Source organism: Streptomyces sp. NPDC001027 (assembly GCF_040299045.1).
Lineage (GTDB): Bacteria > Actinomycetota > Actinomycetes > Streptomycetales > Streptomycetaceae > Streptomyces.
This window is the reverse complement of record NZ_JBEPBI010000010.1, coordinates 15,422-35,577: the sequence shown is the minus strand read 5'-3', so window position 1 is coordinate 35,577 and position 20,156 is coordinate 15,422. Positions and strand designations below refer to the sequence as shown.

Annotated in this window: 19 protein-coding genes and 1 pseudogene; 11 read left to right on the top strand and 9 right to left on the bottom strand. The window is 73.4% G+C overall.

Translation table 11 applies throughout. The features are described 5' to 3' along the window. Nucleotides 1-83: 83 nt before the first annotated feature. The 4 genes from ABT300_RS05505 to ABT300_RS05490 are packed head-to-tail and all read right to left on the bottom strand — an operon-like array spanning nt 84 to nt 2,438. Nucleotides 84-464: a DUF6907 domain-containing protein gene (locus tag ABT300_RS05505; protein ID WP_351672408.1), complete on the bottom strand. Its 381-nt coding sequence runs from the start codon at nt 462-464 to the stop codon at nt 84-86. Then, nucleotides 461-1,057 (bottom strand): hypothetical protein, encoded by a 597-nt coding sequence (locus tag ABT300_RS05500; protein WP_351672406.1) that lies wholly within the window; start codon nt 1,055-1,057, stop codon nt 461-463. Before ABT300_RS05500 ends, ABT300_RS05505 begins: the two co-directional genes overlap by 4 nt. Further along, on the bottom strand, nt 1,054-1,962 hold the full coding sequence (locus ABT300_RS05495) for a hypothetical protein (RefSeq protein ID WP_351672404.1): 909 nt from the start codon (nt 1,960-1,962) through the stop codon (nt 1,054-1,056). Before ABT300_RS05495 ends, ABT300_RS05500 begins: the two co-directional genes overlap by 4 nt. Continuing rightward, nucleotides 1,962-2,438 carry a hypothetical protein gene (locus tag ABT300_RS05490; protein WP_351672402.1) on the bottom strand — a complete coding sequence of 159 codons (477 nt, stop codon included), beginning with the start codon at nt 2,436-2,438 and terminating at the stop codon, nt 1,962-1,964. Before ABT300_RS05490 ends, ABT300_RS05495 begins: the two co-directional genes overlap by 1 nt. Before the next feature lie 209 nt (nt 2,439-2,647). Between ABT300_RS05490 and ABT300_RS05485 the strand changes: the two genes are divergently transcribed. From ABT300_RS05485 to mug, 3 genes are all read left to right on the top strand, one after another. After that, nucleotides 2,648-2,860 (top strand): hypothetical protein, encoded by a 213-nt coding sequence (locus ABT300_RS05485; RefSeq protein ID WP_351672400.1) that lies wholly within the window; start codon nt 2,648-2,650, stop codon nt 2,858-2,860. Nucleotides 2,861-2,992: 132 nt separating this feature from the next. After that, nucleotides 2,993-4,438 (top strand): adenylosuccinate lyase, encoded by a 1,446-nt coding sequence (gene purB, locus ABT300_RS05480; RefSeq protein ID WP_351672398.1) that lies wholly within the window; start codon nt 2,993-2,995, stop codon nt 4,436-4,438. Then, nucleotides 4,435-4,980 carry a G/U mismatch-specific DNA glycosylase gene (mug, locus tag ABT300_RS05475; RefSeq protein ID WP_351672526.1) on the top strand — a complete coding sequence of 182 codons (546 nt, stop codon included), beginning with the start codon at nt 4,435-4,437 and terminating at the stop codon, nt 4,978-4,980. The genes purB and mug overlap by 4 nt, the downstream gene beginning before the upstream one ends. Before the next feature lie 47 nt (nt 4,981-5,027). Here the strand turns inward: mug and ABT300_RS05470 are convergent, their stop codons facing one another. Next, a complete protein-coding gene (locus ABT300_RS05470) occupies nt 5,028-5,399 on the bottom strand; it encodes a hypothetical protein (protein ID WP_351672396.1) in 372 nt (123 codons plus the stop codon). Nucleotides 5,400-5,667: 268 nt separating this feature from the next. On the opposite strand from ABT300_RS05470, the gene ABT300_RS05465 reads away from it, so the two are divergent. Beyond that, complete coding sequence (locus ABT300_RS05465; protein ID WP_351672394.1) at nt 5,668-6,825, top strand: ROK family transcriptional regulator; 1,158 nt, start codon at nt 5,668-5,670, stop codon at nt 6,823-6,825. A gap of 276 nt (nt 6,826-7,101) precedes the next feature. On the opposite strand, the gene ABT300_RS05460 is transcribed toward ABT300_RS05465, so the two are convergent. Next, complete coding sequence (locus tag ABT300_RS05460; RefSeq protein WP_351672393.1) at nt 7,102-7,863, bottom strand: GntR family transcriptional regulator; 762 nt, start codon at nt 7,861-7,863, stop codon at nt 7,102-7,104. 269 nt (nt 7,864-8,132) lie between these two features. Here ABT300_RS05460 and ABT300_RS05455 point away from each other — a divergent pair, with 269 nt between their 5' ends. Then, nucleotides 8,133-8,963 carry an alpha/beta fold hydrolase gene (locus tag ABT300_RS05455; protein WP_351672391.1) on the top strand — a complete coding sequence of 277 codons (831 nt, stop codon included), beginning with the start codon at nt 8,133-8,135 and terminating at the stop codon, nt 8,961-8,963. A 45-nt stretch (nt 8,964-9,008) separates the two neighbouring features. Here the strand turns inward: ABT300_RS05455 and ABT300_RS05450 are convergent. Continuing rightward, a pseudogene (locus tag ABT300_RS05450) lies at nt 9,009-9,845 on the bottom strand (EamA family transporter); the annotation flags it as partial. Nucleotides 9,846-9,893: 48 nt separating this feature from the next. Between ABT300_RS05450 and pdxR the strand changes: the two are divergent. From pdxR to ABT300_RS05435, 3 genes are all read left to right on the top strand, one after another. Continuing rightward, nucleotides 9,894-11,330 (top strand): MocR-like pyridoxine biosynthesis transcription factor PdxR, encoded by a 1,437-nt coding sequence (gene pdxR / locus ABT300_RS05445; RefSeq protein WP_351672389.1) that lies wholly within the window; start codon nt 9,894-9,896, stop codon nt 11,328-11,330. A gap of 131 nt (nt 11,331-11,461) precedes the next feature. After that, complete coding sequence (locus ABT300_RS05440; protein WP_351672387.1) at nt 11,462-13,048, top strand: alkaline phosphatase D family protein; 1,587 nt, start codon at nt 11,462-11,464, stop codon at nt 13,046-13,048. A gap of 247 nt (nt 13,049-13,295) precedes the next feature. Next, the gene (locus tag ABT300_RS05435; protein WP_351672385.1) at nt 13,296-14,723 is read left to right on the top strand and encodes a GNAT family N-acetyltransferase; all 1,428 of its coding nucleotides are present in this window, start codon (nt 13,296-13,298) and stop codon (nt 14,721-14,723) included. Nucleotides 14,724-14,882: 159 nt separating this feature from the next. On the opposite strand, the gene ABT300_RS05430 is transcribed toward ABT300_RS05435, so the two are convergent. Next, nucleotides 14,883-16,169, bottom strand: coding sequence for a trans-sulfuration enzyme family protein (locus tag ABT300_RS05430; RefSeq protein WP_502977883.1), 1,287 nt, complete (start codon nt 16,167-16,169; stop codon nt 14,883-14,885). A 42-nt stretch (nt 16,170-16,211) separates the two neighbouring features. Here ABT300_RS05430 and ABT300_RS05425 point away from each other — a divergent pair, with 42 nt between their 5' ends. The 3 genes from ABT300_RS05425 (at nt 16,212) to ABT300_RS05415 (ending at nt 19,427) form a co-directional block, all read left to right on the top strand. Beyond that, on the top strand, nt 16,212-16,703 hold the full coding sequence (locus ABT300_RS05425; protein ID WP_351672383.1) for an Lrp/AsnC family transcriptional regulator: 492 nt from the start codon (nt 16,212-16,214) through the stop codon (nt 16,701-16,703). A 33-nt stretch (nt 16,704-16,736) separates the two neighbouring features. Continuing rightward, on the top strand, nt 16,737-18,440 hold the full coding sequence (locus tag ABT300_RS05420) for a DUF885 domain-containing protein (protein ID WP_351672381.1): 1,704 nt from the start codon (nt 16,737-16,739) through the stop codon (nt 18,438-18,440). Between the two features lie 192 nt (nt 18,441-18,632). Continuing rightward, on the top strand, nt 18,633-19,427 hold the full coding sequence (locus tag ABT300_RS05415) for an ATP-grasp domain-containing protein (RefSeq protein ID WP_351672379.1): 795 nt from the start codon (nt 18,633-18,635) through the stop codon (nt 19,425-19,427). Between the two features lie 150 nt (nt 19,428-19,577). Here the strand turns inward: ABT300_RS05415 and ABT300_RS05410 are convergent, their stop codons facing one another. Beyond that, entirely contained in the window at nt 19,578-20,054 is a 477-nt protein-coding gene (locus tag ABT300_RS05410; protein ID WP_351672377.1) for a rhodanese-like domain-containing protein, read from the bottom strand. Nucleotides 20,055-20,156: the final 102 nt, after the last annotated feature.

Sequence of the window (20,156 nt, the reverse complement as noted above, 5' to 3'; positions counted from 1 at the left end):
GGGTGCTGATCACCGCGGCCGCTCCTCGCTGCGCCGGTTGGCTTCCTTGACGCGGCGGGACAGTTCGGCGCGCTGCTCGTCGGTCACCGGCCCTCACCCCTGCCGAGGATCCGGGCGAGCTGGTCGGCGTAGTCCCGCAGTCGGTCGGCGTGCGCGTCGAGCGTCGCGGCCAGGTCGTACAGGCCGGCCGGGGTGAAGTCCCCGGTGTAGTCGCCCTGCTCGAGGTAGGCGCACACCCTGCGGTGTTCGGGCCGGGTGGCGTAAGGCGACTCGGTGACCATCACGCGGAACAGTTCGGAGCCCTGGTAGGCGAGGACGGTCTCGGCGCTGTAGTGCGTGACATCCGAGCGGAAGGCGTCGGGGCGGTGGTCGGCGTGGCCGCGGCACCAGGACGGTTCGGGGAGGGTGATCGGGCCGAAGTCCTCAGTGTCGAGGGTGACCGTGGGCTGGGGCTGGGTGCTCACGGGCGTTCACCCCGCTTGCGGACCTCGTCGCGGGAGAGCTGCTCGTCTCGGGTACGCGGGCCGTTCACCCACGGGAACGGGCGGACACGGTCGGCGGCCTTGAATACGCGGATGGCCGCGCCGTCGGCCGCGTCGGGCAGCGGGTAGACGCGGCCGCCGTCGAGGGAGGCGAGCATGCGGGCGGCGTGGTGCTCGCAGCCGTCCGCGCCGGCGTTGTGCGCGTCGAGGATGGTGACGGCGACCGGGCCATTGCAGCCGGTCGGGTCCTCGGCATGCGCGGCCGGGCAGCGCCGGTCGGAAGGGTTCTTCCGGGATCCCGGAACTTCCTGCGATCGCAGGAAGTCGCAGGTCGGCTCGGCGTCGAGGGCGCGGAGCAGGATCCGCAGGGACTCGGCGAGCGCACCGTAGCCCTGGGCGTACTGGCCGATGTCGAAGCCGGTGGTGTCGCCGTAGGCGGCGAGCATCTTCTGTGCGGTACGGATCGCCGCCTGCACTTCACCGTTCTGTGCGGCGAGCGCGGCCAGGCTCGGAGAGGCCGGGGGCAGGGCCCCCACCGTGAGGGTGGGGGCCTGCTCGGCGGGGATGCCGGTCACCGCTGGACCGTCTTCTGCTGCGTGGCCTCGGCCCAGACCTCGATGCGCTCGGCGACCATGCGCAGCTCCTGCGCCTTCGCCGCGGCCTGCTCCGGACCGAACTCCGTCTCGCCGACGTACAGCTTCGGCGTGCTCTCGGAGAAGTGCACCGCACCGTGGAGGACGATGCCCGTCTCATACCGGGAGTGGTCGATGTGACCGGGCTCCGTCTCGTGGCACCAGGCATGGACCGGGCAGGCGCCCCGCCGCTTCCGCGTGCTGGCGACCACCGCGAGGACGGTGTCGAACGCGGCGGCCGGGTCGGGCGACTCGGCGAGGACGCGCTCCACCTCGACCATGAACTTCTCCATGGCAGGAGTGGCGGTGCCCCGCATGCGGGTGGCCTGGCGCATCTCCGCCCAGTCGGCCAGGTACGCCGTGCGTTCGGCCTCGATGTCGGCGCCGGTCCGGCAGCATTTCGGCTCGCACCGCATGCGGGGGCGCCCGTCGATGCCGAAGTGGTCTCCCTCGCACGGCACCTTGGAGGTGACGTCGGTCAGGTCTGTGCAGCAGAGGACGCAGAGGTGGTCCTCGTCGACGAACTTCGGGGTGATGCCCTTGGCGGCGAGGAGCGCGGAGATCTGCGCCTTGGCGGTCTGGCCGTCGACGGCGGCCGGGTTGTAGATGGCTTCGAAGTCGTACTCGGGCGCCATCTCGGGGGTTGCCCACACCTCGACGCCGGGTCCCTTGTTCGGGTTGGGGTAGGTGGGGCCGTACAGGACGGTCGCGGTGTGCGGGGTGTTGCTGGTGTCGGCGATGACGTTGTCGAAGTCGAGGGTGGACAGGGCGTCCGCATGCTCGCGGGCGATGTCGGCGGGGGCGGGGGTGGCCATCAGGCCGAACGGGTTCCGGGTGAGCTTCGGCATCAGACCGTCACCTCGTTCAGGGACTCGATGCCGGCGGCGACCTCGACCAACTCGACCTTCAGCGACGGCGCGCACGCCTTCATCGGGACCGGGCCGAGACCGAGCTTCTTGTACGTGGCGGTGATGGCGGCCAGGTCGGGGGTCTGCCGGGAGGACGGGGTGCGGAAGACGCGCCACGTTCCGTAGATGCCGGCCGGGAGCTTGTCGAGGACCTTCTTGCTGGCCCTCTTGCCGCGGTCGGCGCGGCGGGCCTGGTCGGCGGCGCGCTCATACTCGCGGGCGGCGGCCTCGATGTCGTCGGTTTCGGGCATCTCGTCGATGCCGTACACGTCGGCCGGGTCGGCGGCGAGGGTCTCGCCGGCCTGCTCGGTGGCGGGGGCGATGGAGCGGATGGCGTCGGCCGCGGACTCGACCAGCGAGCCGATCAGGCCACGCACCGTGCGGGTGCGGCGAGGGGACATGAGAAGGTTGAGCATCGGTTCTCCCTGTTGCTGCAGGTGGTTCCGTAGGCCCTCGGTCGGTGTTGACGCACCGCCGGGGGCCGCTTGCGTTGTCGGCTGGTTTCCCTTCCGACACCTCCACTTTAGGGAACATCGTGTTCCCTGTCAAAGGGTTCCTGCCTAGCAATCTATGCCGATCATGAGTAACGTCATGTTCCATGATGACTAATGGAACACTGTGTGCCATGGATAAGCGATCACTGGCCCAGATGGCACAGCGGTTCAGGGAAGCCGAGCAGCGGACCGAGATCCTGCGGCAGGAGCTCGCGGTCGCGATCAGGCAGGCGAGCGTGGACGACGTCCCGCAGAAGGACATCTGCGAGGCCACCGGCTACACCCGTCAGCAGGTGCGTCGCATCGTGCTGGCCGGCGACACCGAGACGACCGCCGGATCCTGAAAGACGGGCGACCGTCTCACACTCGTCTCACAGACCAACCGAAGAGCGCAGGTCGGAACGCATCCGACCTGCGCTCTCTGGACTCTATGGACAGGACGGCCCCTGTCTGGACGCCGGGTAAACTCCCTCCACGTGACTTCCGCTGCCGCCGCCAAGCCCCGCATCCCCAACGTCCTCGCCGGACGCTACGCCTCCGCCGAGCTCGCCACGCTCTGGTCCCCCGAGCACAAGGTGAAGCTGGAGCGTCAGCTCTGGCTCGCCGTGCTGAAGGCCCAGAAGGACCTCGGGATCGAGGTGCCGGACGCGGCGATCACCGACTACGAGCGTGTCCTCGACACCGTCGACCTGGCGTCGATCGCCGAGCGTGAGAAGGTCACGCGCCACGACGTGAAGGCCCGCATCGAGGAGTTCAACGACCTCGCCGGGCACGAGCAGGTCCACAAGGGCATGACGTCCCGCGACCTCACGGAGAACGTCGAACAGCTGCAGATCCGCCTCTCGCTGGAGCTGGTCCGCGACCGCACGGTGGCCGTCCTTGCACGGCTGGGCCGGCTGGCCGCGGAGTACGGCGAGCTGGTCGTCGCCGGCCGCTCCCACAACGTGGCCGCCCAGGCCACCACCCTCGGCAAGCGGTTCGCGACCGCCGCCGACGAGCTGCTCGTGGCCTACGACCGGGTCGAGGAGCTGCTGGCGCGCTACCCGCTGCGGGGCATCAAGGGCCCGGTCGGCACCGCGCAGGACATGTTGGACCTGCTGGGCGGCGACGCCGCGAAGCTGGCCGAGCTGGAGGACCGGATCGCCGGCCACCTGGGCTTCTCGCAGGCGTTCACCTCGGTCGGCCAGGTCTACCCGCGCTCGCTGGACTACGAGGTCGTGACGGCGCTGGTGCAGCTCGCCGCGGCCCCCTCCTCGCTGGCGAAGACGATCCGGCTGATGGCCGGACACGAGCTGGTGACCGAGGGCTTCAAGCCGGGCCAGGTCGGCTCCTCCGCCATGCCGCACAAGATGAACACCCGCTCCTGCGAGCGCGTCAACGGCCTGATGGTCATCCTGCGCGGGTACGCGTCCATGACCGGCGAGCTGGCGGGCGACCAGTGGAACGAGGGCGACGTGTCCTGCTCGGTGGTCCGCCGGGTCGCGCTGCCGGACGCGTTCTTCGCGCTGGACGGCCTGCTGGAGACCTTCCTGACGGTGCTCGACGAGTTCGGCGCGTTCCCGGCCGTCGTCGCCCGGGAGCTCGACCGCTACCTGCCGTTCCTCGCCACCACGAAGGTGCTGATGGGCGCCGTGCGCGGGGGCGTCGGCCGTGAGCTGGCGCACGAGGCGATCAAGGAGAACGCCGTGGCCTCGGCGCTGGCGATGCGGGAGCAGGGCGCCGAGCGCAACGAGCTGCTGGACAAGCTGGCCGCCGACGAGCGTCTGCCGCTGGACCGCGCCCAGCTGGACGCGCTCATGGCCGACAAGCTGTCCTTCACGGGCGCCGCGGCGGCCCAGGTGGCCGTGGTCGTGGGCCGGATCGAGGAGATCGTCAAGCAGCGGCCGGAGGCGGCCGGATACACGCCCGGAGCGATCCTCTGACGCGTTTCACCCAGGCCGAACTGGAGGCCGCCCGCGACCGTCTCGTACCGGACGTCGTCGCGGACGGTCTCCGCGTGCTGTTCTGCGGCATCAACCCGGGTCTGATGACCGCGGCCACCGGCCATCACTTCGCCCGCCCGGGCAACCGCTTCTGGCCTGTGCTGCACCTGTCCGGCTTCACCGCGCGGCTGCTGAAGCCGGCGGAGCAGCGGGAGCTGCTGTCCTACGGGCTCGGCATCACCAACGTGGTGGCCCGCGCGACGGCCCGGGCGGACGAGCTGAGCGCCGAGGAGTACCGCGAGGGCGTGCGACTGCTCGCGGACAAGGTGGGACGGCTGGCACCCCGGTGGCTGGCGGTGGTCGGCGTGACCGCCTACCGGGCGGCGTTCGACGACCGCAAGGCCGTGGTGGGCCCGCAGGAGCGGCGCATCGGCGACACCCGCGTGTGGGTGCTGCCCAACCCCAGCGGCCTGAACGCGCATTGGACCGCCGAGACGATGGCCGAGGAGTTCGCCCGGCTACGGCTGGCCGCAGAGGACTGACGACGAGGGGCCGACGGCGGAAGACCGGCGGCGGAAGACCGAGGCGGTCAGGGCGGGTCGGTCTCGGTGACGACGAGGAGGAGCTGTATCTCGTCGTCGGGGTCGAGATCGGCCACGCCCAGGGCCGCCCACCGGCCTTCCTCCTCGATCCTCCACAGACAGATCTCGCCCACGCGCAGGCTCAGCCCGGCCCAGGGCTCGGGTATCTCCTCCGCCGCCGTCCGCAGCCGGACCGTCTGCAGGCCGATGCAGTACGGCGTGCCCCAGCGCCGGGTGAGTCTCCCGGCGAGGATCTCCCCCTCCGCGCGGAACCGCTCCGCCTCCGCGAGACGCACCGCGGCGTCCGCCGCCACGAGGCCGTGACTGGTCGCTAAGGCCGCCGTGCGCCCCCCGGGCCCGAGATACCCGTCGATGTCCATGCAATCCAGTAAAGCGGTCCGCACTGACAATTGGCGGCCCGTCAGGCTCCACGCGCCCAGGCCGGTCGTCGGCCGTCGCGGCGCCGGCGCCTGCGCGAAGCTCGGGGCGCAGGGATCGGACTCAGGCGGTGATCACGGCGTACGAGTCGGGATTCGTGGCGCCGGGCTGAGCAGAGCGTGGCGGCATCGGTACCGAGCGGACCCTCGCCCGGATCCTCCGCGCCGAGTACGATCCGCCCAACACGCGCACGAGCTGGGAGGACGGACGTTGGGGCGGCTGACCGGCGGGGACCCCTCGCTGCTGCGAAGGATCAATTCCGCGGTGGTGCTGCACGCACTGCGCGCCACGGACTGCGCGACGCTCACGGAGATCACCCGCGTCACCGGGCTGTCCCGGCCGACGGTGGAGGGGGTCGTCGAGGATCTGATCGCGGCGGGGCTCGTCGTCGAGAAGGCCGCGGACGAGAGCGTCGCCCGCCGGCAGGGGCGGCCCGCGCGACGGTTCCGGTTCCGGGCGGAGGCGGGGCACCTGCTGGGCCTGGAGATCGGGTCCCATCGGGTGGCCGCGCTGCTGTCCGACCTGGACGGCCGTGTGCTGGGCGCACAGGCCAGGGACGTCGACGAGGCGGCCCCGCCCGACGAGCGGCTGGAACGGCTGCGCACCGCCGTCGCCGAACTCCTGCGCCGGGCGGGCGTCCCGCGCAGTTCGCTGCGGGCGGTCGGGGTCGGCACGCCCGGGATCGTGGAGGCGGACGGCACGGTGCGGCTGGGCACCGCGCTGCCTGAGTGGACGGGGCTGCGCCTCGGCGAGCGGCTGAGCCGTTCGTTCAAGTGCCCGGTGCTGGTGGAGAACGACGCCAACGCGGCGGCGGTCGCCGAGCACTGGAAGGGTTCCGCCACCGAGTCCGACGACGTCGTCTTCGTGCTGGCCGGGCTGAGCCCCGGGGCCGGCGCGCTGATCGGGGGGCGGCTGCACCGCGGGTACGGCGGCGCGGCCGGGGAGATCGGCGCGCTGCATCTGCTGGGCCGTGAGGCGACACCGGAGACGCTGCTGTCCACGACGGACGAGCCGCTGCACCCGCTGGACGAGCAGGCCGTCGCGAAGGTGTTCGCGCAGGCCCGGGGAGGCGACCTGCGGGCCCGGGCGGCGGTGGACCGCTTCATCCAGCGGCTGGTGCACGATGTGGCCGCGCTGGTGCTGGCGCTCGACCCGGAGCTGGTCGTGGTCGGCGGCTGGGCGGCGGGGCTGGACGGCGTGCTGGAGCCGCTGCGCGCCGAGTTGGCGCGCTACTGTCTGCGGCCGCCGAGCGTGGCCCTGTCGATGCTCGGGGAGGCGGCGGTGGCGACGGGGGCGCTGCGGCTCGCCCTCGATCACGTGGAGGAGCAGTTGTTCGCGGTGGAGGGGACGGTCACGGCACGGCGGTGAGCCTCGGCTCGGAGTGCCGGGCCGGGCCGGGGCCGGGCGGAACGCCGAGCGCCCGGGAGGGTTGCCGAGCTCCCCAGGGAGACTCCGGGCGCCCCGGAGGAGTTCCCGGGCGCCGGGCGGGCGGCTGCTCGGCGGCCGGGTGGCACGCCGGGGCGGCCGGGCGGCGTTCGCGGGCCGACCGGACGGAGACCTCGGATGCGTTCGCGGGCGCGGGCCGGGCGGACCGCCGCAGGCTGTCGTCGGCCTGCGGCGCGCGGTCCGCGCCGGACGCGGAGCTCAGGAGGCCTGCTGCTCCGGACCGTGGTGTATCTCCACGCCGCCGGACGCGCCGAACGTCAGCCGGCAGGTGTCCGCGCGGTACGTGGCCACGGAGAGCGCGGCGGTACGACCCTGGGCGAAGTAGCGGGTGGTGACCACGAGGACGGGCGCGCCGGGGAGCCGGTCGAGTTCCCTCGCGTCGTCCGCGCGCGCCGAGCCCAGCTCCACGGCGCTGTCCTGGTCCTGCAGTTCGAGGCGATGCAGCTCGCGCAGCACCGCACGCGCGCGTGCGACCTCGGACGGGCCGTCGATCGCGCCGAGGTCGGGCGCCGACGTCTGCGGGACGTACAGCAACTCGGCGGCGACGGGCTGACCGTGCGACACCCGTGAGCGGCGCACGATGTGCACGCTCTGCTCGCGCGGGGTCTCCAGGGCGGCGGCGACGGCCGCGGGCGGTACCGCGAGCGTGCAGCCGACGGCCTGCCAGGCGTCCTCCCCCAGGCCCGGCCAGACCCGCTGCTCCGTGCCGACGGCGACGCCCATCCGGGGCGGTGCGACGGTGGTGCCGACGCCTCGGCGGCGGTGCAGCCGGCCCTCCAGCTCGAGCTGCTCCAGCGCCTGACGGAGCGTCGCCCGGGCGACGCCGAAGCGGGCGGCCAGCTCACGCTCGTTGGGCAGGATCTCGCCCACGGCGAACTCGGAGTCGAGCGCTTCGCTGAGCACGGTCTTGAGATGCCAGTACTTCGGTTCCGGCACCGATTCCAGCTGCGTGGTCCCCACCCTGTCCTCCGCAATCGCCGTGGTCCTGCGGCGTTTTCGCGCCCTTGTTTATTAAAGGTTGTTGTACTTCTCTCGCGACCATAGGACGGCCCCCATCCTTGGTCAATACCAATCCTCCAACCCTGTGGCGACTGGGGGGAAAGCGCTCACTACACGTCCCAAATGACAGGATTCACTCGAAGGACGAACGACAGGGCTACCCGCCGGTAGCAATTGCTGACAAGCTGTCTACGGCGTCTGCCGGCCCGCTGTCAGAACGAGGAGCTCCCATGCCCGCCACCGTCTCCTTCACGGTCCCCTCCCCCAAGGGCCCGCTGCCCGTCACGGTCTCCTACGCGCGCGTGGGCCGGGGCGAGCCGCTCCTGCTGCTGCACGGCATCGGGCATCACCGGCAGGCCTGGGACCCGGTCGTGGACATCCTGGCCGCCGAACGCGACGTGATCGCCGTCGACCTGCCCGGCTTCGGCGTCTCCCCGGCCCTGCCGGACGGCCTCGCCTACGACCTGCCCACCACGGCCGCCGTGTTCGGCGCCTTCTGTGAAGCGCTGGAGCTGGACCGTCCTCATGTGGCGGGGAACTCACTCGGCGGCCTGCTCGCCCTGGAGCTCGGCCGCGAGAAGCTCGTACGGTCCGTCACGGCGCTGTCCCCGGCCGGGTTCTGGTCGGAGGCCGAGCGGCGCTACGCCTTCGGCGTGCTGGTCACGATGCGGCAGATCTCCCGTCGGCTGCCGCTGCCCCTGGTGGAGCGCCTGGCTAGCACGGCGGCCGGCCGCACCGCCCTCACCAGCACCATCTACGCCCGCCCGGCCCGCCGCTCACCCGAGGCCGTGGTCGCCGAGACGCTGGCCCTGGCGCGGGCCACCGGGTTCGATCAGACGCTGCGCGCCGGAACCACCGTCCAGTTCACCGACGACCTGCCCGGCATTCCGGTCACCGTCGGCTGGGGCTCCCGCGACTGGCTCCTCGTGCGCCGCCAGGGCGTCCGCGCCAAGCAGGTCATCCCGGCCGCCCGCCTCGTGCGGCTGCCCGGCTGCGGCCACTGCCCGATGAACGACGACCCGGCCCTCGTCGCACGCGTGATCCTCGACGGCAGCCGCTGAACCCCCGCGGGCGTGCGACAGGGCGCCCGCGCCCACCGCGACGCCGGCCCCGACCAGAGCGCTCCCCACGGCCTGGACGGGGCCGTACGTGCCGGTTCCCACGAGCGGGGCGGTGCAGGCGGCCGCCACCGGGATGAGGCCGGAGAAGAGCGTGGCGCGCTCGGCGCCGATCCGCTGCATGCCCATGTACCAGCACACGAAGCCGACGACGGTGACCACCGCCGACTGCCACAGCAGCGCGGCGGCCTCCCCGCCGTGCGGCCGCCGCAGCCACCCGCCGCCGTCGAGCAGCAGTCCGACCGCCGCCGACTCCAGCGTGGCGAGCCCGCACACCGTGGCCGACAACAGCCGCGGCCCGAGCGGCCGCAGGACGGGCACGGCGAGCAGCGCGAAGCCGACCTCTCCGGCCAGCGCGCACACCGACCAGGCGAGGCCCGCCCCGTCCGTTTCGCCCCAGCCCTGCACCGTGAACGCGCCGACGCCGACCAGCGTCGCCCCGTACAGCACCTCGCGCCGGGGCCGCCGTCCCTCCGCCGCCGGCGCCACGACGGCCACCACGACCGGCGCACAGCCGACCAGGACGCCGGGGACGGCGGGTTCCGCGGAGCGTTCGGCGGCCAGCACGGCGAGGTTGAAGCCGACCATCCCGACGGCCGCGAGCAGCGCGAGCCGCATCCACAGGCGCGCGGTGAGCGCGCGCAGCCGGGCTCCCGCGCCCGCCCCGGCGAGGGGCGCGAGCAGCAGACAGGCGAAGCCGTAGCGCAGGGCCTGGCCGCCCGCGTACGGGTAGGCGCCGAGAACGCTGTTGGCGGTGAAGGATCCTCCGACGAGGACGCAGGCGAGCGCCGCGAGCAGCGACCCGCGCAGAGCGGTGACGTTCATGACGTCGAACGCTAGGAGCGGCTGCGGCACGGTTTAAGGTCCACTTCCATGACGTCATCGGGGACCAATCCCGAAGAGCTCTCGCCGTCGGCGGCCTGGGAGGTGCTGCTGCCGGCCGCTGCCGCGCCGGCACGCGCGCGTGGGCGCGCCCTGCGGGCCGCGCTGCGGGACGCCGTGCGCTCCGGGAGGCTCGCGCCGGGCGCCCGCCTGCCGTCCAGCCGGGACCTGGCCGTCGACCTCGGGGTCTCGCGCGGGCTCATCACAGAGGCGTACGAGCAGCTGACGGCGGAGGGGTATCTGCGCAGCGGGCGCGGCGCGGGCACCTGGGTGGGCGGCGCCGTCCGGGCCGCCCGGCCACGCGCGCGTGACCTCGCTCCGCGACCGCCGGGCGCGCGGGCCGACTTCGTGCCGGGGACGCCGGACCTGTCGCTGTTCCCGCGAGCCGCGTGGGGCGCCGCGCAGCGGGCCGTGCTGGCCGACCTGCCGCATCACGAGCTGGGCTATCCGGACCCGCGCGGGCTGCCCCGGCTGCGCCTCGCGCTCGCCGGACTCCTGGCCCGCCGACGGGGCGTGGTCGCCGACCCGGAGCGCCTCGTGGTCGTCTCCGGCGTCGCGCAGGCGAGTGCGCTGCTCGGCCTCGCCCTGCACGCGCGCGGGACGACCGTCGTCGGCGTGGAGGACCCCGGGAGTCCCCAGCACAGCGCCCTGTACGCGGGGGCGGGCGTCACGGCCGTCCCCCTGCCGCTGGACGACGAGGGCCTGGCCATGGAGCCGCTCCGGGCGTCGGGCGTGCGGGCCGTGGTGACGACGCCGGCGCACCAGTTCCCCACCGGGATCGCGTACTCGGCGCGGCGGCGGGCCGAGTTGCTGGACTGGGCGAGGTCGGTGGACGGCTTCGTCCTCGAGGACGACTACGACGGCGACTTCCGCTACGACCGCGCTCCCGTCGGCGCACTCCAGGGCCTCGACCCCGAGCGCGTGGCCTACACCGGTTCGGTCAGCAAGTCCCTCGCGCCGGGACTGCGCCTCGGCTGGCTGCTGGTGCCGGAGGCGCTGACCGAGGCGGTCGTCGAGCGCAAGCGGACGACGGACCTGGGCCATCCCGCCCTCGACCAGGCGCTGTTCGCCCGGCTCGTGGAGCGCGGTGACTACGACCGTCAGCTGCGCCGCTGCCAACGGGCCTACCGTGAGCGCCGGGACGCCGTGGTGAGCGCGCTCGGCGAGCACTTCCCCGGGGCGCGGGTGTCGGGCGTCGCCGCGGGACTGCACGCCATCGCCGAACTCCCCCGGCGCTACGGACCGCAGGAGCGGTTCCTCGAGAGGACGGCCGCCGCGGGCGTCGACGTCCGCGCCCTCGGCCAGTACGCGTACACGCCCGTGCCGGACGACGGACCCGTACGCCTCGTGTTGGGCTACGCGCACCTGTCGCCCCCGCGCCTGCACGAGGGCATACGCCTCATGGCGGAGGCCGTCCGGACAGGGTGACGCACAGCAGCGCGCGGGCGGCGGCCTTGTGCGCGCGTGGAGTTGTTCATCTGCGGTTTCCGTATGCGCTGCGGCGCCCGCGTAGACGTGTCGGTGCACACCGGCCGGTTCCCGTCCCAGGAGGCCCCTCCATGTCACACCGTCCGTTTCCGGGACGCCGCAGCGTCCTGCGCGGTTCGCTCGCCGCGTCCGCGGCCCTGACCCTGCCCGCCGCGCTCGGCGCGGCTCCCGCATTCGCGCTGTCCGGGCGGCCCAGGGCGGCCTGGGGCGTGCAGAGCGGCGACGTGACGTCCGACTCCGGGCTGGTGTGGGTGCGGTCCGACCGTCCGGCGCGGATGATCGTCGAGACCGCGGCCACCGAGTCGTTCCGCGGCGCCCGCCGGCTGCACGGTCCGCTGCTCGGCGCCGGCACGGACTTCACCGGGACCGTCCGGCTGCACGGACTGCCGGCCGGCGAGCAGATCCACTACCGCGTGCTGCTCGCCGACCCGGACGATCCACGCCGCACCGGTGAGCCGGTCACCGGCGCCTTCCGCACCGTCCCCCTGCGGCGTCGGCGCGGCGTGCGCTTCCTGTGGTCCGGGGACCTCGCGGGCCAGGGCTGGGGCATCAACCCCGACCTCGGCGGCTACCGCATCTACGACGCCATGGCGCGTCTCGATCCCGACTTCTTCCTGTGCAGCGGCGACAACGTCTACGCCGACGGCCCGCTGACGGCGACGCAGGCGCTGCCCGACGGCGGCCTGTGGCGCAACGTCACCACCGAGGAGAAGTCGAAGGTCGCCGAGACCCTCGCGGAGTTCCGCGGGAACTTCCGCTACAACCTGCTGGACGAGAACCTGCGCCGCTTCAACGCGCAGGTGCCGTCCGTCATCCAGTGGGACGACCACGAGGTCCGCAACAACTGGTACCCGGGCGAGGTGATCGCCGACTCCGACCCCCGCTACACCGAGAAGAGCGTCGACGTGCTCGCGGGGCGCGCGCGGCGGGCGTTCAGCGAGTACTTCCCGATCTCGACGCTGCGTCCCGGCGCCCGGGAGGGCCGGGTCCACCGGGTCGTGCGCCACGGGCCCCTCCTCGACGTCTTCGTGCTGGACATGCGGACGTACCGCAACGCCAACTCGCCCGACACCCAGGTCACGGACCCGCAGGGCATCCTGGGCGCCGAACAGCTGGCGTGGCTCAAGCGCGAGTTGTCGCGTTCGCGCGCGGTGTGGAAGGTGATCGCCGCCGACATGCCGCTCGGACTCGTCGTGCCGGACACCACGGAGGGCCGGCCGAACATCGAGGCCGTCGCGCAGGGCGACCCGGGGGCGCCGCTGGGTCGCGAGCTGCAGATCGCGGAGCTGCTGCGGTACGTCAAGCACCGGCGGATCACCGGGACGGTGTGGCTGACGGCCGACGTGCACCACACGTCGGCGCAGCACTACCAGCCGTCGCGGGCCGCGTTCACCGACTTCGAGCCCTTCTGGGAGTTCGTCTCCGGGCCGCTCAACGCGGGCGCCTTCCCGTCCAGCGCGCTGGACGGCACCTTCGGTCCGGAGCGCGTGTTCGTGAAGGCCCCGACCGCGGCCAACGTGTCGCCCGCGGGCGGCTACCAGTTCTTCGGCGAGGTCGACATCGACGGCGACAGCGGCGAGTTGACGGTGCGGCTGCGCGAGCAGGACGGCTCCGTGCTGTTCACGAAGGTGCTGCGGCCGGGGCTGGTTGGGCAGTGACACGTCGCTCGCCCTGAAGGGGCGAGGGGCCGGGGAGGCGGGAGGGGTCGGGGGGCGAGGACCCCGGCCCCTCGCCCCTCCCGCCCCGCCCCGGCGGCCCGGCGGCACGGCGGCACGGCGGCGGCAAGTCGCGTCGCGTGTTGCCGTAGAGTGATGGAAGGATCAACAAAACGGGCATTAGCGGCCCTTTACCCACCAGTCACACACTGTTCGTGATCACGCAACACAGTTCCTCCACAGTGGCTGCATGACTCGAGAACTGACTGATGTGACGCGCGCGCGGCGCGGACGCCCGGTGCACCACTGGCGGCGGGACGTGGTGGAACTCGCCGCGCTCTTCACGGCCGTCGCGGTGGCCGACGGCGTGGCGAACCTGGTGGGCCACGGTCCGGACGGCCCGATGCTGCTGGCCGTGTCCGCGGTCGCGCTCGCCGCCACGGCCGGGTTCCACACCTGGTGGGCACGCCGCCACGGTCATGCACCCCCCGCCGGCGATACCGGCGCCCGGCCGGGCTCCGAGGAGCCGCAGGCCGGGCCGTCCGCGCTTCCCTCGCCGACCGGCGAGGAGAGCACCCTCTGGCGGATGCGGACGACGGTGCAGGACGCCCCCGGGTCGCTGGCCGCCCTGTGCGCGGCGCTCGCCGGACGACGGGTGGACATTCTGAGCCTGCAGACGCACCCGCTGGGCGCGGACACCGTGGACGAGTTCCTGCTGCGGGCCCCCGGCCCTCTCGCGGCGGGCGAGATCACCCGGGCCGTGGTGCTGGGAGGCGGCCGCGACACCTGGATCGAGCGGGCCGACGCCCACGATCTGGTGGACGCGCCGACCCGGGTCCTCGGTCTGGCCACCCGTACCGCTCTCGACGCCGCGGAACTTCCGCTCGCCCTGCGGCAGTTGCTCGGCCGCTGCACGATCCGCTCGCTCCCCGCGGCGGTCGGCCGCGGTGGCGCGGACGCCGCCGGGGACGTGCCGGTGGAGGGCACGCTGGAGGACACCGTGATGCGGCTGCCGATGCCGGACGGCGGCGTGATCACGGTCGAGCGGGCGTATCTGCCGTTCACCCCGACCGAGTTCGCCCGCGCGCGTGCGCTGGTGGAGCTGGACGCCCGGCTCGGCCCGCGGGTCCCGCACGGCCAGGACGTCCTGACGCTGTCCGAAGGCGAGGACATCACCGTGCGCCGGGCGGACACGGGTGACGTGGCCGCGGCGAAGGAGATGCACGAGCGGTGCTCGGCGCGCACGCTCGGGATGCGCTATCACGGGCCGGTCGGCGACGCGGACCGCTACCTCAACCATCTGCTCAGCCCGCGTTTCGGCCGCACTCTCGCCGTGCAGACGCGGTCGGGCCGCATCGTCGGCCTCGGCCATCTGCTGTGGGACGGCGACGAGACGGAGGTCGCCCTGCTCGTCGAGGACGGCTGGCAGCGGCGCGGCATCGGCGCGGAACTGCTCGGCCGGCTGGTGGCGATGGCCGGGGAGGCGGGCTGCGGGAGCGTGTACGCCGTGACGCAGTCGTCCAACACCGGCATGGTCGCGGCCATGCGCGGCCTCGGACTGCCCCTCGACTACCAGATCGAGGAGGGAACCCTGGTGATCACCGCCCGTCTGGAGAAGGCCGGAGCGACACGGGGGGCGTCCGAGCAGCGCCACGAGGAACGCGTCCGACGCGACTGAACGTCCGACCTCGGGCCTCGGGCCTCGGGCCTCGGGCGACAAGTACGCAGGTTGACGACGTAAGGCGACGACGTAGGCCGGTGACGTAAGGCGGCGATGTAAGGCGACGACGTGGGGCGGGCGGCCGGGCGGTGCAGTGCCGCCGGGCCGCCCGCACCGTCACACCGCGGCCGCTTCCCGCCCGGACCGCGCAACGGTCTCCTCCAGCCGTTCGCGACGGCCCTGCGCTTCCCCTTCGCCGACCGGACCGGCGCCGTCGAGCGCCCGGTCGAGGTCCTCCCACAGATCCTCGACGTCCTCCAGCCCCACCGACAGCCGCAGCAGCCGGTCGCTCACGCCCGCGCCGCGGCGTTCCGCCGCGTCCACGATGCGGTGACTGATCGACGCCGGATGCTGGATGAGCGTGTCGACGCTGCCGAGGCTCACCGCGGGGGTGATCAGACGGACGCCCGCGATCACCGCGTGCGGGTCGCCGTCGACCTCGAAGGCGACCATCGCGCCGCCGATCCGCGGGTAGTGCACGCGAGCGATCCGCGGGTCCGCCGTCAGCCGGCGGGCCAGCTCGGCGGCGGTCGCTGAGGCGGCCCGCACCCGCACGGGCAGCGTGGACAGGCCGCGCAGCAGCAGATACCCGGCCAGCGGATGCAGCACGCCGCCGGTGGCGAAACGTATCTGCCGCAGCTGGCCCGCGAACTCCTCGTCACAGGCGACGACGCCGCCCAGCACGTCGCCGTGGCCGCCGAGGTACTTGGTGGCGCTGTGCAGGACCAGTCGCGCACCCTGTTCCGCCGGCCGCTGGAGCACCGGTGTCGCGAAGGTGTTGTCGGCGAGCAGCGGGACCGAGCCGCAGGCGTGGGCGACCGCCCGCAGATCGACCTCGGCGAGCGTCGGGTTGGCGGGCGACTCCACCATCACGAGCCCGGTGTCGGGGCGCAGCGCGTCCGCGATCCCCGCCGGGTCGGTCCAGGTGACCTCCGAGCCGAGCAGCCCCGCCGTCAGCAGATGGTCGCTGCACCCGTAGAGCGGGCGTACGGCCACGACGTGCCGCAGCCCGGCCGAGGCGCGCGCGAGCAGCACCGCGGTCAGCGCCGCCATCCCGCTGGCGAAGGCGACCGCGCTCTGGGCGCCTTCGAGGCGGGCCAGCGCCGTCTCGAAGCGTGCCACCGTCGGGTTGCCCAGCCGTCCGTAGACGGGCGGCCCGTCCGGCTCCGCCCCGGTCGCGGCGAACGCGTCGATGCGGGCGGCCTCGGCGCGGCTGTCGTAGGAGGGGTAGGTGGTGGACAGGTCGATCGGCGGGGCGTGCAGGCCCTGCCCGGCCAGGTCGTCCCGTCCGGCGTGCACGGCCTCGGTGGCCAGTGCCCGCGCGCGGGGCGCTCCGTACATGCGTACGCCGTCGTACGCGTGCGTGTTCGCAGCGGTTGAGTCCATGGACGGCAGAGTGAACATCGGACGGGTGATCGGATGCGGACTCCGTGCTACGTTCGGCCGATGCCCGAATCCGTCGTACTGGACCCGGTCGATCTCCAGCTGCTGCGGCTGCTGCAGAACGACGCCCGGACCACTTACCGCGACCTCGCCACGCAGGTCGGCGTCGCGCCGTCGACCTGCCTCGACCGCGTCACGCGGCTGCGCCGCTCCGGCGTGATCCTCGGGCATCAGCTGCGGCTCGATCCGGCCAAGTTGGGCCGGGGCCTGCAGGCGCTGCTGTCGGTGCAGGTCCGCCCGCACCGCCGGGAGCTGGTCGGGCCGTTCGTGGAGCGGATCCGGGCGATGCCGGAGGCGCTGACCGTCTTCCACCTCACCGGGCCGGACGACTACCTCGTCCATGTGGCCGTCGCGGACATGGCGGATCTGCAGCGCCTCGTGCTCGACGAGTTCACCTCACGGCGCGAGGTGGCCCGTGTCGAGACGCGGCTGATCTTCCAGCAGTGGGAGTGCGGACCGCTGCTGCCGCCGACGGGTTCGGGACAGATGCCGTGACGCGCGTCGCCCCGTCGTACGAGGATGGAGCGCATGTCACACACCACCAACCCGCTTCCCCGCGAGATCGCCGACGCCTATGTCGACGACCTCATCGCCCTCGACCCGGTGACCGGCACCTACCTCGGCGTGCAGGAGAGTTCGAGCCGACTGCCCGACTTCTCGCCCACGGGCCAGGAAGCCCTCGCGCGGCTCGCGCGCGACACCCTGGCGAAGCTCGACGAGGCGGAGCGCAGGCCCGGCGCGGACAGTGACATCGAGCGCCGGTGCGCACGCCTGCTGCGTGAGCGGCTGATCGCACAGCTCGCCGTGCACGACGCGGACGAGGGGCTGCGTACCGTCGGCAACATGGCCACGCCCGCCCACCATGTGCGTGAGGTGTTCACCGTCACCCCCAGCCAGACCGACGAGGACTGGGCGGCGATCGCCGAGCGGCTGCGCGCGGTGCCGGCGGCGCTCGAGGGCTACCGCGAGTCGCTGACGCTGGGTCTGGAACGCAAGCTCTACGCGGCCCCGCGGCCGACCGCCACCTTCGTCGGGCAGCTCACCGAGTGGTCGGACGCGGACGGCGAGGGCCGCGGCTGGTTCGAGGAGTTCGTGTCCGCCGGCCCCGAGTCGCGGCCGGACGCCCTGCGCGCCGAGCTCGACGAGGCGGCCCGCGCGGCCACGGCGGCGGTCGTGCGGCTGCGCGACTGGGTCCGCGACGTGTACGCGCCGACGATCCAGGGCGCGCCGGACACCGTCGGCCGGGAGCGCTACGCCCGCTGGTCGCGGTACTACAACGGCACCGACCTCGATCTGGACGAGGCCTACGCGTACGGCTGGGCGGAGTACCACCGGCTGCTGGCCGAGATGAAGAAGGAGGCGGAGAAGATCCTGCCGGGCGCGCAGACGCCCTGGGAGGCGCTGGCCCACCTCGACGTGCACGGCCGGCACATCGAGGGCGTGGACGAGGTCCGCGAATGGCTGCAGGGCCTGATGGACCAGGCGATCGAAGCCCTCGACGGCACCCACTTCGAACTCGCCGAGCGGGTGCGGAAGGTCGAGTCGCGGATCGCCCCGGCGGGGAGCGCTGCCGCCCCCTACTACACGCCTCCCTCGGAGGACTTCTCACGGCCCGGCCGCACCTGGCTGCCGACCATGGGGCAGACCCGCTTCCCGGCCTACGACCTCGTCTCCACCTGGTATCACGAGGGCGTTCCCGGCCACCATCTCCAGCTCGCCCAGTGGGCGCACGTCGCCGGGGACCTCTCCCGGTACCAGGCGTCCATCGGGATCGTCAGCGCCAACGCCGAGGGGTGGGCGCTGTACGCGGAGCGGCTGATGGACGAACTGGGCTTCCTCACGGACGCGGAGCAGCGGCTCGGCTACCTGGACGCGCAGATGATGCGGGCGGTGCGGGTCATCGTCGACATCGGCATGCACCTGGAGCTGTCGATCCCCGCCGACTCGCCCTTCCACCCGGGCGAGCGCTGGACGCCGGAGCTGGCGCAGGAGTTCTTCGGCGGGCACAGCAGTCGCCCCGCGGACTTCGTCGAGAGCGAGCTCACCCGCTATCTGACGATCCCCGGCCAGGCCATCGGCTACAAGCTGGGCGAGCGGGCCTGGCTGCTCGGGCGGGAGAAGGCCCGCGAACGCCGGGGCGACGGCTTCGACCTCAAGTCCTGGCACATGGCGGCCCTTTCGCAGGGCTCGCTGGGCCTCGACGACCTGGTGGACGAACTCGCACAGCTCTGACCCTCCACATCACCACCCCGCTCCGCCCCCCGACCCGACCGGCCCCCGGCCCCCGGCCCGAACCAGAGCCCGGGACCGGGAGGCCGGGGTCGGGGCCGGGCCGGGCCGGGCCGGGGACAGGAGTCGGACTGCCAGTGCAGGGCAGGCGGAAATTCGGTGTTCTCCGAGGCCGCGGTGGGTCACCCTCGTCGCATGACCGGCACCCGCACCCTGTTCCTGTCCCCTCGCGTCACCGCGACCGGCCACGCCCTCGCGGGCGCGGCGCGGCGGCGCGGGATGCACGTCGAGACGTTGCGGGAGTGGCGGGCGCCCGAAGCGTGGCGTCGGGCCGCGGGCGCCTCCTTGTACGCCGGGCCGCTGTTCGCCGACGCGGTGGCGCGGGAGCTGGGCGTGGGGCTGCTCGAGGCGCCGGCGGACTGGCTGTCCCGGCTGCCTCGTGAACTCACCTCGCGGGACGTCGCGTTCGCCACGATCGCGGACGCGTGGCGGCTGCGGCGTCCGGCGTTCGTGAAGCCGCCGAACGACAAGAGCTTCGCGGCGCGGATCTACCCGGACGGCAGCGGGCTGCCGGGCCCGGACGCCGTCGACGGCACGGAGCCGGTGCTGATCAGCGACATCGTCACGTTCACCGTGGAGTACCGGCTGTTCCTGCTGGACGGCGAGGTCCGCACCGGCAGCCGGTACGCGACGCGGGGCGCCCTCGACGTGGCGCCGCTGGCGCGGGACCCGCGGTGCGACGAGGTGTCGGAGTTCGCCGGTCGGCTCGCAGGGACGGGGCTGCCGAGTGCCGTCGTGGTCGACGTCGGCCTGGTCGACGGCTGCGGATGGGCCGTGGTGGAGGCCAACGCCGCCTGGGCGAGCGGGCATTACGCGTGCGACGCGGACGCCGCACTCGACGTCGTGCTGCACGCCGCCCGTCCCGAGGGCGAGTTCACGGCGGTGGACCGTCGCTTTCTGCGTCCGTCGCCGCAGGTCGTGCGGGACTGAACGGCGGGTCCGCACGGGAGCCGCCGCACGGGCAGGCGTGAACGGGCCTGCCCGAAGCGGCGGTCGCCCATGGACCGTGCACGCACCGCTGCACCGCCACACCCCGCACCGGGGCGCGGAGGGAGGCGGGGGACGTCGCCTCCGATGCGTTCAGCAGCCGCAGTCCGGCGCGTCGACCGGGGCGGTGAGCGGATCGGCGGCGCGCCGCGCGCCGCCCTCCGGGGTCTCGTACGCGAAGCCCTCCCGCACCCAGTACTCGAACCCGCCGAGCATCTCCTTGACGCGGTAGCCGAGTTCGGCGAGCGCGAGGGCGGCCCGGGTGGCTCCGTTGCAGCCGGGACCCCAGCAGTACGTCACCACCGGCACGTCCCGGTCGAGGAGCCGCTCGGCCTGCTCGGCGATGAGCGCGGTGGGCAGGTGGACGGCGCCCGGGAGACGGCCCTGGTCCCACGACGCGGTGGACCGGGAGTCCACGACCGCGAAGCCCGGTTCGCCGGCGGCGAGGGCGGCGGCCACGTCGGAGACGTCGGCGTAGAAGGCGAGGCTCGCCCGGAAGTGGGCGGCGGCCTCGGCGGGGGCCGCGGGGGCGACGCGCAGCACCGGGTCGAGAGGGGTCGTGGCAGTCATCGCAGGGGCCTTTCCGCAGGATTCCGACGGGTTCGCTACAACCGCAAACCTATGGCGGCGATCACCGCGGTTGAAGGAGCGTTCCACGGCCTCGGTCTTGCT